The organism is Pseudomonas abyssi (assembly GCF_003444685.1).
Classification (GTDB): Bacteria; Pseudomonadota; Gammaproteobacteria; order Pseudomonadales; family Pseudomonadaceae; genus Halopseudomonas; species Halopseudomonas abyssi.
Genome location: NZ_LMAZ01000001.1, coordinates 999,185 through 1,012,274, shown reverse-complemented (window position 1 = coordinate 1,012,274; position 13,090 = coordinate 999,185). Strand labels below are relative to the sequence as shown.

Sequence of the window (13,090 nt, the reverse complement as noted above, 5' to 3'; positions counted from 1 at the left end):
AATCAAGGCAACCGCGGCCATGGCGTCCAGGGACGATTCGCCCGCACTGCTCTCCTGCAGGTTGTGGTCTGTCATATAAAAGCCCTCTGTCTTGTTGTTATGGTTGTAGTGCAATGTCAGATAACAGTTAAGACCATTCCAACACGGCTCTCAAGGCCGCTTTTTATGTACAAAATCGATCTAAACATATAGATAAACATTCCTTTTGTGCATATTCAAAAACTGCTATTGTCTGCCCGCCCAAGCCTGAAGGGTCATGACTAAAGAAGGGGCCAGCAGTGCCCCATGAACAGGTTTCTGTATGTATATCTACGACGAATATGATCAGCAGATCGTCGAGGACCGCGTAAAGCAGTTCCGCGATCAGACCCGCCGCTTTCTCGCCGGCGAGCTGAGCGAGAGCGAATTCCTGCCGCTGCGCCTGCAGAACGGTCTGTATGTTCAGCGCTACGCGCCAATGCTGCGCGTTGCCATCCCCTACGGCCTGATTTCTGCCAGACAAGTGCGCAAACTGGCCCTGATTGCCCGTCAGTACGACAAGGGCTATGTACATTTCAGTACCCGTCAGAACGTGCAGTTCAACTGGCCGGCCCTGGAAGACGTGCCGGATATTCTGGCCCACCTGGCCGAAGTCCAGATGCACGCCATTCAGACCAGCGGCAACTGTATCCGCAACACCACGACCGATCAGTTTGCCGGCGTTGCTGCTGACGAGCTGGTTGACCCGCGTCCGTGGTGCGAAATCATCCGTCAGTGGTCTACCTTCCACCCGGAATTCGCCTTCCTGCCGCGCAAGTTCAAGATTGCCGTCAACGGCGCTGAGGCGGACCGTGCCGCCATCGGCGTACACGACATCGGCCTGAACGTTGTACGTAACGATGCCGGCGACATCGGCTTCCGCGTGCTGGTGGGTGGCGGTCTCGGCCGCACGCCGATTGTCGGCTCGCAGATTTGCGAATTCCTGCCCTGGCAGCACCTGCTGACGTATCTCGATGCCATTCTGCGTGTCTACAACCGCTATGGCCGTCGTGACAATAAGTACAAGGCGCGCATCAAGATCCTGGTCAAGGCTCTGACTCCCGAGGTCTTCGCCGAGAAGGTCAATGCCGAATGGGCGCACACCAAGGACGGCCCGGCCACCCTGACCCAGCAAGAGCTGGATCGTGTTGCCGGCCACTTCTCTGCGCCTGCCTACGAGCAGTTCAGCGGCGACGACGCCGACTACCTGGCCAAGCGTGAAGCCGAAAAGGGCTTCAACAACTGGGCGCTGCGTAACGTGCACGCCCACAAGGTACCGGGCTATGCCGCGGTTACCCTGTCGCTCAAGCCGACCGCGGTTGCCCCGGGCGATGCCGACGACAAACAGCTCGACGCCATTGCCGACCTGGCCGATCAGTTCAGCTTCGGCGAGCTGCGCGTTACCCACCAGCAGAATCTGGTGCTGGCCGACGTACGCCAGAGCGACCTGTACGAGCTGTGGCAAGCCTGCCGCAAGCATGGTTTTGCGACCCCCAATATCGGCCTGCTGACCGACATCATCTGCTGCCCCGGCGGCGACTTCTGCGCCCTGGCCAACGCCAAGTCGATTCCGATCGCCGAAGCCATCCAGCGCACCTTTGATGACCTGGACTACCTGCACGACATCGGCGATCTGGACCTGAACATTTCAGGCTGCATGAACGCCTGCGGTCACCACCATGTGGGGCACATTGGCGTACTGGGCGTCGACAAAAAAGGCCAGGAGTTCTATCAGGTCTCGATTGGCGGCAACAGCGGTCGCGATGCCAGCATCGGCCAGATCCTCGGCCCGTCCTTCTCGGCCGAAGATATGCCCAGCGTGATGACCAAGGTGATCGATGTCTACATCGAGAACCGCACCCCCGAAGAACAGTTCCTCGATACCTTCAAGCGTATCGGCATGGCACCCTTCAAGGAGCGCGTGTATGCAGCGGCTAATTAAGAACGGTGAGGTGGTCAACGACAGTTGGCACCTGCTGGACAAGGACGCCACCCTGGACGGCCTGCCCAATAGCGACAGTATCATCGTGCCGCTGGCACTGTGGCTGGAGCACAGCCATGCCCTGAAAGCCCGTGATGGCGGTCTGGGTGTGTGGCTGGACAGCGACGAGGAAGTGGAAAGCATTGCCGATGACCTGCAGCAGTTCCAGGTTATCGCGCTGAACTTCCCGGTCTTCAGCGACGGTCGCAACTACTCCAACGCCCGCCTGCTGCGTGACCGCTACCAGTACCAGGGCGAAGTCCGTGCCATTGGCGATGTCCTGCGTGATCAGCTGTTCTTCATGCAGCGCTGCGGCTTTGACGCCTTTGCCCTGCGTGCCGACCGCAACGCCGATGAGGCGCTGGAAAGCCTGAAAGACTTTTCCAACACCTATCAGGCAGCGACCGATCAGCCGCTACCGCTGTTCCGCCGCCGCGCCTGAGGCGCAAAAAAACCGGGGCTGAGCCCCGGTTTTTTTATGACTGCTTGATACATGCTGCCAGCCGACTAATCCAGATTGACCACCACGCGCCCGGTCATCTTGCCGGCCAGAATACGCTCGATCTCGTTGGGCAGCTCCTCCAGCGAAACTTCCCGCTCCAGATTGTGCAGATCGGTCTTCCACTGCAGCGACAGCCGATCCCACATCGACGCCTTGACCACCAGTGGCAGCTCGACCGAGTCCACCCCCAGCAGGTTGACGTTGCGCAGAATGAACGGGAACACAGTCGCGGCAAAGGCTCCGCCGGCGGTCATCCCGCAGGTGGCGACGCTGGCGCCATAGCGCAGCGACTTGACCACGTTGAACAGGATATCGCCCCCCACGGTGTCCACCGCCCCTGCCCACTGCTCCTTGAGTAGCATCTTTTCTGTGCCGCTTTGCAGCGCGGTACGGTCAACAATCTGACTGGCACCCAGGCGCTTGAGCATCTCGGCCTGCAGCGCCTTGCCAGTGGCGGCGGCCACCTCATACCCCAGGCTGGACAGCATGGCCACGGCAATACTGCCCACGCCCCCTGTCGCGCCGGTCACCAGTACCGGCCCCTGACCAGGCGTCAGACCGGCCTGCTCCAGCTTGTCGATACACAGGGCCGCCGTCAGACCGGCAGTCCCCAGTACCATGCTGTCACGCAGGGACAGCCCCTCAGGACGCTTGATGACCCAGCTCGCCGGCACCCGAATATACTGGCCAAAGCCACCAGCGGTGCCCATACCCAGGTCGTAACCGGTCACAATCACCTCATCGCCCGCCACCAGCTCTGACGCAGAGCTGGCCTCCACTACACCCGCCGCATCGATGCCCGGGGTGTGGGGGTAGTTCCGGGTGACGCCCTTGTTGCCGCTGGCGGACAGGGCATCCTTGTAGTTCAGCGAGGAGTAGCGCACACGAATCAGTACGTCGCCTTCGGGCAGTTCATCCACGTGCCGCTGCTGCACGGCCGAAACATAGCGTCCGTCCTGCTCAGATACCACCAACGCCTTGAATTCAGACATATTCGCTCCTACCAGAATCGTTGATTGTGAAAGCGTGAAGCCCAGGTGACCAACAGCTTGTCAGCCGTCTGGGACAGGCCGCCGGACAGGCGCTCCTGCAGCCGCTTACGCTGTTCAAACTGCACCTCAAAGACGTCAGCCTGGCGAACGCGCTCGCACAGATACTGATCGCTGGTCTTGATCTCATCGGCCAGGCCGCGCGACAGGGCTTCGCTACCAAACCAGACCTCGCCGGTTGCCACCGCGTCAATATCCAGTGTCGGGCGGTAGCGGGCCACAAACGCCTTGAACAGGCGGTGGATGGTTTCCAGATCTTCCTGAAATTTCTCCCGCCCCTTGTCGCTGTTCTCACCAAAGATAGTCAGTGTGCGCTTGTATTCGCCAGCCGTCAGCATCTCGAAATCGATATCGTGCTTCTTCAGCAGACGATGCACGTTGGGCAACTGAGCCACCACACCAATGGAGCCGAGCATGGCAAAGGGCGCTGCCAGAACGCGGTCGGCAATACAGGCCATCATGTAGCCGCCGCTGGCCGCTACCTTGTCGACCGCGATAGTCAACGGAATCCCTGCCTCGCGCACTCGCACCAGCTGCGAAGCCGCCAGCCCGTAGGCGTGGACCATGCCACCGCCACTTTCCAGGCGCACCAGCACCTCATCGCTCGGGCGGGCGATTTCCAGCACCGCACTGACCTCGTGACGCAGGTTCTCCAGCGCGCTGGCCTTGATGTCACCGTGAAAGTTGAGCACGTAGACGCGCCCCTGCTCGTCCGCCTGCGGGTCCTTGCTGCGCGCCTTGGCCTCCTGCTTGCGGGCCTTGAGCTGCGCCTTGCGTGCCTGCTTACTGAGCACCAGCTCGCTCAGTTGCTCGTTCATACGCTGGAAACGGTCATTCAGACGACTGACCTGCAGCGTCCCCTCTGCCCGCTTGCCACGGCCCCTGCTGGCCGCGACCAGCACGATGAGCGCACCAACAACCAGCAGCACCGTCAGCGCCTTGGCGAGGAAAAAGACATACTGATCAAACCATTCCACTGCGCTCTCCACCCTGTTCAAATAGCCTGCGTTGGCGCTCAAGCATACAGCAACGCCCTGTCCATGGGCGGCGCCGGCGCTGGCAAAATTCAAACGCTCGTATGATTTTGTATTGACAGCCTCGTCAGCTCAAGCCTAACCTCAACGCATAACAGCAAACGGGACCGGGGATTGTGGGCAGTATCTACCTGATCAGACACGGGCAGGCGTCGCTGGGCGCAGCCAACTACGATGAACTGTCCCCGCTGGGCGTGCGCCAATCCCAGCTGTGCGGCGAGTTTCTGCATCGCTGCGGCCTGCGTATTGATGCCTGCTATGCAGGCGATCTGCGCCGTCAGATAGACACCGCCCGTCACTGCCTGGCGGGCTTGCGCCAACCCGAAACCGATATACAGATCGATCCGGCATTCAACGAATACCACTCTGATCCCGTCATGGCAGCCTACCTGCCCCGGGTGCGTGATCACATCGCCGACACCGACTTCTACCTCGCCAATGCCGGGCAATACCGCAAGGAATTCCAGCGTATTTTCAGCATGGCTGTGACCCTGTGGATCACCGACGATAACCCGCCGCAGGGCTGCCCCACCTGGCAAAGCTATGTAGATCAGGTAGCCGGCGGTCTGCAGCGCGTCATGGCAGCCAACACCGACAGCGGCCAGAACATCGCCATCTTTGCCTCGGGCGGCACCATTACCGCCGCCCTGCAACTGATCACGCAAATGCCAGCCACCAGCGCCTTTGAGCTGAACTGGCAAATCGTGAATACCTCTGTCAGCCGGTTGCAGTACCGGGCGGACAAGGTCAGCCTGGCTGCCTTCAACAGCCAGGCGCACCTGGACATCCACCAGCGTCCGGAATGGATCAGCTACAGATAACCGCGACGGCGCATCCAGCCCCGTCACTTCAACCAGCATAGGAACGACCGATGACTACCGTTGCAGAAATCACCAGCCAGATGGAATCCAAGTTCAACTCAGCCGCTGCAGCCGGTCTGGATCTGGTATTCCAGTTCAACATCACCGACGACGAGAACTTCAACGTGACCGTCAAGGATGGCACCTGCGCTCTGGCCAAAGGCGAAGCCGCCGATCCGAACGTCACCCTGATCATGGACAAGGAAACCCTGGTCGGCGTCATGACAGGCGAAACCGACGGCATGCAGGCGTTCATGGGCGGCAAGCTGCGCGCTGAAGGCGACATGATGCTGGCCCTCAAGCTGGGCGAACTGTTCCCCGCCTGAGGCCGACAGCCAAGGAGGGGCGCCGCCCTGGCCCCCTCTCTGCCCCGCAATCAGGCAGACCACCAGGCAAAGCGCCCCAGAACCGGGCACACAGCCATTCCACCGACTCCCCCCTTTGCTTCAAAAACATCTAACCAACTGATTACACTGATATTAGCCAGAGAGGCATGCGACTTGCTTTAGTTAATACCATCTTGTATCCAAGACGGTATTCAACACTATGAGCAACAGCACCACCGGTTTCACCCTGAGCCAATGGCAGCAAGCCTACCAACAACCCGGCGTCACCCCCGACACGCTGCTGCCCGCTCTGCGCGCCCAGCTAAGCGAGACAGACAACGCCTGGATCAGCCTAGCCAGCGCCGAGCAACTGACCGGCCAACTACAAGCACTGGCAGCCCAGCTGGACACTGCCAATGGTGACCTGACAACACTGCCGCTGTACGGCGTGCCCTTTGCGATCAAGGACAATATCGATGCTGCCGGATGGCAGACGACTGCCGCCTGCCCAGCCTTTGGCCGTGTCGCCGATAACGATGCGACCGTGGTCACCCGCCTGCGTGCGGCCGGTGCCATTTTGATTGGCAAGACCAACCTGGATCAGTTTGCCACCGGGCTGGTGGGCACCCGCTCTCCCTACGGCGCAGTCGCCAACAGCTTCAACCCCGAGTACGTCAGCGGCGGCTCCAGTTCGGGCTCAGCCAGTGCCGTCGCCCGCGGACTGGTGCCCTTTGCACTGGGCACCGACACCGCCGGCTCGGGTCGCGTACCGGCCGGCTTCAACAACATCGTCGGCCTCAAGCCAACACGCGGCTGGTTGCCCAATACCGGCCTGCTGCCGGCCTGCAGAACGCTGGATTGCATCTCCGTTTTCGCCCTGACCGTAGAGGATGCCGAGCAGGTCGCCGGCATCGCTGGCGGTTTCGACCCTGCCGACCCTTATAGCCGCGCCAATCCTGGCAGTGCACCGGTCGGTATGCCTCAGGCGCCGCGCCTGGCGATTGCCAGCAACCCCGAGTTCCACGGCGACCAACAGATGCAAGCCGCCTACGAGGCCGCGCTGGAGCAATGGCGGGCGCTGGGAGCCCAGCTGTGCGAGATCGACTTTAGCCCCTTTGCCGAACTGGCAGCCCAGCTGTATCAGGGCTCCTGGGTGGCGGAGCGGACAGTTGCTGTCGATGGCGTCAACCCGGACGACATGGACCCGGTGGTACGCGCGATTACGGCCGGCGGCGACCAGTACAGCGCCTGCGACGCCTATCGTGCGGAATACACCCGTGCCGAGCTGTCGCGCCAGATCAACCTGCTGCTGGCTGACTTCGACGCCCTGCTGGTCCCTACCTCACCGACCATTCGCCGTATCAGCGAGATGCAGGATGAGCCGGTGCTGTATAACAGCCAATTTGGCACCTACACCAATTTCACCAACCTGGCCGACCTCAGCGCGCTGGCCGTACCGGCAGGGTTCCGCGCAGACGGTCTGCCAGCGGGCGTCACGCTGATTGCTCCAGCCTGGCACGACCACGCCTTGGCCAGCCTCGGCAAACGCTGGCAACAGCACATGGCACTACGACTGGGGGCCACCGACCGCCCCTGCCCGCCGCCGGCCGAATCGTCCCCGCCCGCACCCGGTTCCGTTCGCGTTGCGGTGGTTGGCGCCCACCTGACCGGCATGCCGCTCAACTTCCAGCTCACCACCCGCGACGCCTGCCTGGTAGAGCAGACCCTGACCTGCGCCGACTACCGCCTGTATGCCCTGCCCGGCACCGTCCCCCCCAAACCGGGATTGGCGCGCGTCAACGAGGATGGCGCACAAATCATCGTCGAGTTGTGGGATGTACCCATAGCCCGCTTCGGCGAATTTGTTGCCGAAATTCCGCCGCCGCTGGGCATCGGCAACCTGCAACTGGCCGATGGCCGTTGGGTCAAGGGGTTCATCTGCGAGCCAGCCGCACTGCAGGGCGCACGCGACATTACCAGCTTTGGCGGCTGGCGCGCCTTTATCGCCAGCCAGAACAACCACTAACCCCAAGTAGCGCCACCAGCTGCGCCCTGCAGCCGGTGGCCCATTGATCCAGCCAATGCTCCGGCAACACCCTGTCTAATCCTCTGACACATTCCTTGTTACTGCCCCATCGCTGCTTTAGATTAAGCGGTCATGTCGCCCTGCCCGGCGCTCGCAGTTATCTGCGGCCGCTGCGCGGCATCCAATCAGCGCCTCTGCAAGGAGGCAGAACGAGATCAAGGATCAAGCCATGCAAAAGACCCAACTGTTCGACCTCGACGGCAAAGTAGCCCTGGTAACCGGCGGCAGCCGCGGCATCGGTGAAGCCATCGCCAAGCTGCTGGCCCAGCAGGGCGCGCACGTGATCATCTCCAGCCGCAAGGTCGAAGACTGCCAGGCCGTAGCCGACGCCATTGTCGCCGCCGGTGGCAAGGCGTCAGCCCAGGCTTGCCACATCGGCGACATGGAGCAGATCGTCGCCACCGTTGCAGCGATTGAATCGCAGTTCGGCAAACTGGACATCCTGGTCAACAACGCTGCTGCCAACCCCTACTTCGGTAACGTGCTGGACACCGACCTGGGCGCCTTCCAGAAGACCGTTGACGTCAATATCCGTGGCTACTTCTTCATGTCGGTAGAAGCCGGCAAGCTGATGCGCAAAAACGGCGGCGGCAACATCCTCAACGTCGCCTCGGTCAACGGCGTCGTGCCCGGCCAGCTGCAGGGCATCTACTCCATCACCAAGGCAGCGGTCATCAACATGACCAAGGTCTTCGCCAAGGAAACCGCTCAGTTCGGCATCCGCTGCAACGCCCTGCTGCCAGGCCTGACCGACACCAAGTTCGCCTCAGCCCTGACCACCAACGACGCGATCCTCAAGCCGGCACTGGAGCGCATCCCGCTGGCCCGTGCAGCAGACCCGTCCGAAATGGCCGGCACCGTGCTGTACCTGGTGAGCGAAGCCTCCAGCTACACTACCGGCGCTGCCATCAACGTCGACGGCGGCATGCTGTCCTGATTGCCAGCCGGCAATAAAAAAGGCTGCCCACGGGCAGCCTTTTTTGTTTCTGCGTAGCGACACGCTCGGGGGGACAGCGCTCACAGCCCCTTCATGGCCGCGCGTGCCTGTGCATTCAACGGCTCTGGCGTCAGGCCGGTGGGGCCGACCTCAAGGGCAAAGCGCGCACCATCCACCAGGGGCACAAAGCGCACTTCAAAGGCATCAGCCTGCACCATCGCCTGGCTTTCCAGCCGATCAACCCAGACCCACAGATCACGCCAGGCCGGCGTGGGGTTGAAGTTGGCTGACAGCGCGCTACCGGCATCACGCTGTTGTTCCAGTGCGATATAGCGCCCCAGCAGCCGATGCATCCGGTAGCCGTCCTGCAGGCCAATCAGGCTCGCCAGGCCGTGCCAGCGCAGCACCTCTACCTCAAGCTCCCAGAGATCACCGGTCAAGCGCACCCTGCGCTCTTCTCCCGCACCGGACAGCACCGCCTCATACTGCTGATTACCTACCTTGCTGAAGGTCAGGGTGCCCGCCGTGGTGCGTGGCTCGATCACCCTGAAATACTGCAGATCCCATGCGAGCAGCCCGATCAGGGTCGCCAGCACCAAGCCCAGCAACAGCACGTTGCCTTTCACCCAGCCTGCCAACCAGCGCAAATGCCAGCCATAGCGCACGACCAGCAGTACCAGCAGCGCTGCCAGCACAGCAGCGATCAAGGCCAGTCCGAAAAATTGCATACCCAGCGACTCCTTGCGTAGCTCAGGCGGGAACGGGCGGAACCGGCGCGCCGTCAAGTTGGGCCAGGTAACAATCCACCAGCCAGCGCGAAATAGTGCCCTTGGGTGGCAGCCGTGGCAAATCATCCACTGACCACCAGTGCGCCTCTTCGATTTCCCCGGGCTGCGGCACAATCTCGCCGCTCACATACTCGGCGTGAAACCCGAGCATCAACGAATTAGGGAAAGGCCAACTCTGGCTGCCCAGATAGCGCAGCTGGTCGACCTCCAGATTGACCTCTTCCTTGACCTCCCGGTGCAGGCATTCCTCGGCGGATTCACCCGGTTCGATAAAGCCGGCCAGGGTGCTGAAAAAGCCAGGCGGAAAGTGCGGCGCACGGGCCAGCAGAATCTCTCGACCACGGGTAATCAGAACGATGATGCACGGCGCCAGCTTCGGGTAATCCCGGCGCTCGCAGGCTTGGCACTCCATCGCCCGCTCATCCTCTCGCGGCTGCATCGCACCGCCGCAACTGCCGCAGAAACGGTGGCCGCGATACCAGGCATCCAGTTGCTGAGCCAAGCCAAGCAGGCGAAACAGGGCATCATCCACCTGACCGATCAGGGTACGCAGGCCGTGCCAGCTGACACCGGGCATATCCAGCGTATTGCTCAGGTGAATCAATTCGCAGGGCCGCCCATCCACATGCCCAAGCATCAGGCGATGGCCGGTATCACCAAAGTACATCACCTGATCCGGATCGAGCAGCAAGCGCCCCTCGAACATTGCAAACTGATTCTGGTGATAGACCACAACCACCCCTTGCGAGGCGGTCGATTGCAAACGGGTGGCTGGTTCAAACAGCCGGAAAGATCTCATGCAGAGGGGGTCCCCGATACGGCGTAGCCGAGCTCGGCCAGGCTTTCCTCCGCCAGCGCCAGTACATCGCCGGTCGCGACGGCGGCTCGCTCGGCCGACTCGAGATAGAATTCAATGCTGGTCAAGGCGTCGGCCAGCACCTCCAGTTGAGCATCCTGCGGCACTTGCTTGCGCTCAAGCATGGTTTCGCGGATAAAGCTGGCGGCCATCTGAATCACATTGGCCGCACGCGTCATGCCCAGGAAGACCAGGCCGCCGCGCACGGTTTCCAGTGACGGCGGAACGTTAAGCAGGTGCATGGCATCATTGCCCGATTCCATATAGGCGGTGATCGCCCGCTTGGCCAGGGCCAGACCCGCCTGCGATTCTTCGATCAAAACGATGCGCGCCTCCTTCAGCTCCAGCGGCTCGCCGTAACCAGCCCCATCGGCGGTCGCCGTCTCAGCTTCATCGCCGGACGCATCAAGCCGGTTGACCGCCGTCTCTGCGCGCAGCACGGCATCAGCCACCTGCTCCAGCGCAACCATATCGCCACTCTCCCAGCGGCTGAGCTGGGCGGCAGCCGCTTTGATCCCTTCGGACTCGGCACGAATATCCAGCATGTTCAGCGTCTTCCAAAGACGTTCCAGGCTGCCGTTAAGGGTTTCAAGCGACTGTTCCGGGTCACCGGCATTGCGTGCCAGCAGGTCCAGCAAATCCTTGATGGCAGTAATTTCTTCGCGCAAGGCTTCGGCGACCGAATGCATCACATCAATGCCCGGACCACGCAACTTCGCGAAGGCATCCTGAATTTCGATTTCGGTGTAGCCCGGATCGGGCAGCTGATAGGCGCGTGATACCTCCTGGCAGCGCATGCAGCTGGAGTCGGCCAGCGCAACCAGATAGAGCAGCTCTCGCAGCAGCTCGTCATTGAAAGCGCCATCGTTGGCGGCGCCGTGGCGTTTGATTTCCCGGTCGAGCTGGGCAAACAGGCGCTTGCGCACCGGGGTCAGCTCGAGTCCGGCCTGCTCCAGAGCCTCAAGCGCCGCTCCGGCAACCCAGCACAGGGTCGCCATACGGCTGCTCATGCAGGTTTCAAAACGCAGCAGCGCGCGCTGCATCAGCGGCGTGGCGGCGGCAGCGTCTTCGCGCAGCAGCCCCAGCAGGCCCAACTGATACATCTGACGCAGGCGGGCAAAGGTTTTCGGGTTCGGGTCTTCTGTCACCCCGGGGCGCAGATTCAGCGGCAAGCCTGCCACCGGCAGCGGGTAGAAATGGCTGTCTGGCAAGGGCGCTGCGCCGCTGCGATGGCGGCGCAACTGGTTGATCATCGGCAGCAGCAACTCCGGGCGTTCGCTGCCAGCCTGGCGCGCCTGATCCAGGTAGCGCTGGAGCAGAAACAGGGCGTCACACAGGGCCGCCAAAGGTTCGTTACGTTGCTCGCCTTCATGCACCGGAATGTCGGTGGCCAGCTCAATCATCTCGTCGAGCAGTTCGGCAGCCCCCTTGAGCTCAATCAGCGCCAAGGTGCCACGCAACTGCTGCAGACCCTCGATCGACTGCTGCAACAGACTGCCATTCTGTCTGTCTTCCAGAAACTGCTGCAGGAGATCCTCTACCTCACCCATGCTGGTGAAGAGTTCATCCCTGACAAGATCTAGCGACGTGCTACCGGTTAACATAGCTTTCAGTCCCCCACCGTCCCTGCGCTGCGCCCTGGCCGATCAGTCGGCAAACTCCGGCTTTTGCTTGCTCATGTGTGCCATCACAGCGTTCTTGAGGTCATCAGACTGCAGCATGGCTGCATTCCAGGTCGCAATATAGTTGAGACCGTCCTCGACGCTATGATCGCGGCTGAAGCGAATCATTTCCTTGGTGCCGCGAATGGCCAATGGTGACTTGCTGGCGATTTCTTGCGCGAGTTCAAGCACGCCAGCCAACAGTTGCTCGTGATCAGCCCAGGTGCGGTTGACCAGACCAATGCGTGCGGCCTCGGTGCCCAGCACGGCACGGCCGGTGTAGGCCATCTCCCGCATCATGCCATCGCCAATAATGCGCGGCAATCGCTGCAGGGTGCCGACGTCGGCGGCCATGCCCATGTCGATTTCCTTGATGGAGAAATGAGCATCTTCCGTGCTGTAACGCATGTCACAGGCAGAAATCAGATCAATCGCACCGCCAATGCAATAGCCGTGAATCGCAGCAATGACCGGCTTGCGGCAGCGATCAATCACGTTGAAGGACTCTTGCAGCTTCAATACATTGCGTCGAATCGCTTCGGCCTTGCGACCGATATCCGGGTCCATGCCAGCAGCAGCTTCGGCCAGCATCTGCAGGTCGATCCCTGCGGAAAAGTGTTTGCCCGCGCCGGAAATAACCGCACAACGGATCTCAGGGGTCTCGTCAATCCAGTCGAACAGCTGGATCATCTCTTCCCAGAACGCGCGGTTCATCGCGTTGATCTTGTCGGGACGATTAATCTGGATGTGAGCCACCTTGCCCAGTTGCTCCACCAGCAGTGTCTTGAACTCCGGCATTTTCAGACCTTCTTTTTTTGAGGATGCATCCGGCAGCCGATCTGAACATGATCCAAATCAGATACCACTACCAGACGAATAGAGTAACGTGACTATAACAAGCCGACAGGCAAACACCATAACCAAAAACTCAGCAAACCCGCCTAAGATACTGAAAATGCGACTTGGTAAAGGCTCCTGCGCCGGCTCACGCC

12 protein-coding genes are annotated in these 13,090 nt (G+C 61.2%); 6 read left to right on the top strand and 6 right to left on the bottom strand.

Going from position 1 to position 13,090, the window contains the following annotated elements; translation table 11 throughout:
• The first annotated feature begins 301 nt into the window (after positions 1-301).
• Complete coding sequence (locus tag ASB58_RS04705) at positions 302-1,960, top strand: nitrite/sulfite reductase (RefSeq protein WP_096004628.1); 1,659 nt, start codon at positions 302-304, stop codon at positions 1,958-1,960.
• On the top strand, positions 1,944-2,441 hold the full coding sequence (locus tag ASB58_RS04700) for a DUF934 domain-containing protein (protein WP_096004627.1): 498 nt from the start codon (positions 1,944-1,946) through the stop codon (positions 2,439-2,441). Before ASB58_RS04705 ends, ASB58_RS04700 begins: the two co-directional genes overlap by 17 nt.
• A 65-nt stretch (positions 2,442-2,506) precedes the next feature.
• On the opposite strand, the gene ASB58_RS04695 is transcribed toward ASB58_RS04700, so the two are convergent.
• Both ASB58_RS04695 and sohB read right to left on the bottom strand, forming a co-directional pair.
• A complete protein-coding gene (locus tag ASB58_RS04695) occupies positions 2,507-3,493 on the bottom strand; it encodes a YhdH/YhfP family quinone oxidoreductase (protein ID WP_118129514.1) in 987 nt (328 codons plus the stop codon).
• 8 nt (positions 3,494-3,501) lie between these two features.
• Complete coding sequence (sohB, locus tag ASB58_RS04690; RefSeq protein WP_118129513.1) at positions 3,502-4,527, bottom strand: protease SohB; 1,026 nt, start codon at positions 4,525-4,527, stop codon at positions 3,502-3,504.
• A gap of 173 nt (positions 4,528-4,700) precedes the next feature.
• Between sohB and ASB58_RS04685 the strand changes: the two genes are divergently transcribed.
• The 4 genes from ASB58_RS04685 to ASB58_RS04670 all read left to right on the top strand — a co-directional run bounded on the left by ASB58_RS04685 (position 4,701) and on the right by ASB58_RS04670 (position 8,793).
• Positions 4,701-5,405 (top strand): histidine phosphatase family protein, encoded by a 705-nt coding sequence (locus ASB58_RS04685; protein ID WP_118129512.1) that lies wholly within the window; start codon positions 4,701-4,703, stop codon positions 5,403-5,405.
• 50 nt (positions 5,406-5,455) lie between these two features.
• Entirely contained in the window at positions 5,456-5,770 is a 315-nt protein-coding gene (locus tag ASB58_RS04680; RefSeq protein WP_083729026.1) for an SCP2 sterol-binding domain-containing protein, read from the top strand.
• A 220-nt stretch (positions 5,771-5,990) separates the two neighbouring features.
• The gene (atzF, locus tag ASB58_RS04675; RefSeq protein WP_118129511.1) at positions 5,991-7,796 is read left to right on the top strand and encodes an allophanate hydrolase; all 1,806 of its coding nucleotides are present in this window, start codon (positions 5,991-5,993) and stop codon (positions 7,794-7,796) included.
• A 229-nt stretch (positions 7,797-8,025) separates the two neighbouring features.
• A complete protein-coding gene (locus tag ASB58_RS04670; protein WP_096004622.1) occupies positions 8,026-8,793 on the top strand; it encodes an SDR family oxidoreductase in 768 nt (255 codons plus the stop codon).
• Between the two features lie 80 nt (positions 8,794-8,873).
• On the opposite strand, the gene ASB58_RS04665 is transcribed toward ASB58_RS04670, so the two are convergent.
• The 4 genes from ASB58_RS04665 to ASB58_RS04650 all read right to left on the bottom strand — a co-directional run bounded on the left by ASB58_RS04665 (position 8,874) and on the right by ASB58_RS04650 (position 12,896).
• Positions 8,874-9,521 (bottom strand): hypothetical protein, encoded by a 648-nt coding sequence (locus ASB58_RS04665; protein ID WP_096004621.1) that lies wholly within the window; start codon positions 9,519-9,521, stop codon positions 8,874-8,876.
• 22 nt (positions 9,522-9,543) lie between these two features.
• Positions 9,544-10,380: an NAD(+) diphosphatase gene (gene nudC / locus ASB58_RS04660; protein WP_096004620.1), complete on the bottom strand. Its 837-nt coding sequence runs from the start codon at positions 10,378-10,380 to the stop codon at positions 9,544-9,546.
• On the bottom strand, positions 10,377-11,987 hold the full coding sequence (locus ASB58_RS04655; RefSeq protein WP_118129510.1) for a FimL-related protein: 1,611 nt from the start codon (positions 11,985-11,987) through the stop codon (positions 10,377-10,379). Before ASB58_RS04655 ends, nudC begins: the two co-directional genes overlap by 4 nt.
• Positions 11,988-12,083: 96 nt before the next feature.
• Positions 12,084-12,896 carry a crotonase/enoyl-CoA hydratase family protein gene (locus ASB58_RS04650; RefSeq protein ID WP_118129509.1) on the bottom strand — a complete coding sequence of 271 codons (813 nt, stop codon included), beginning with the start codon at positions 12,894-12,896 and terminating at the stop codon, positions 12,084-12,086.
• Positions 12,897-13,090: the final 194 nt, after the last annotated feature.

What these genes read in the sequence shown, in the direction of transcription:
- ASB58_RS04705 (WP_096004628.1), top strand. Translation starts at nt 302, where the DNA reads ATGTATATCTACGACGAATATGATCAGCAGATCGTCGAGGACCGCGTA.
- ASB58_RS04700 (WP_096004627.1), top strand. Translation starts at nt 1,944, where the DNA reads ATGCAGCGGCTAATTAAGAACGGTGAGGTGGTCAACGACAGTTGGCAC.
- ASB58_RS04695 (WP_118129514.1), bottom strand. Translation starts at nt 3,493, where the DNA reads ATGTCTGAATTCAAGGCGTTGGTGGTATCTGAGCAGGACGGACGCTAT.
- ASB58_RS04680 (WP_083729026.1), top strand. Translation starts at nt 5,456, where the DNA reads ATGACTACCGTTGCAGAAATCACCAGCCAGATGGAATCCAAGTTCAAC.
- atzF (WP_118129511.1), top strand. Translation starts at nt 5,991, where the DNA reads ATGAGCAACAGCACCACCGGTTTCACCCTGAGCCAATGGCAGCAAGCC.
- ASB58_RS04670 (WP_096004622.1), top strand. Translation starts at nt 8,026, where the DNA reads ATGCAAAAGACCCAACTGTTCGACCTCGACGGCAAAGTAGCCCTGGTA.
- ASB58_RS04665 (WP_096004621.1), bottom strand. Translation starts at nt 9,521, where the DNA reads ATGCAATTTTTCGGACTGGCCTTGATCGCTGCTGTGCTGGCAGCGCTG.
- nudC (WP_096004620.1), bottom strand. Translation starts at nt 10,380, where the DNA reads ATGAGATCTTTCCGGCTGTTTGAACCAGCCACCCGTTTGCAATCGACC.
- ASB58_RS04655 (WP_118129510.1), bottom strand. Translation starts at nt 11,987, where the DNA reads ATGGGTGAGGTAGAGGATCTCCTGCAGCAGTTTCTGGAAGACAGACAG.
- ASB58_RS04650 (WP_118129509.1), bottom strand. Translation starts at nt 12,896, where the DNA reads ATGCCGGAGTTCAAGACACTGCTGGTGGAGCAACTGGGCAAGGTGGCT.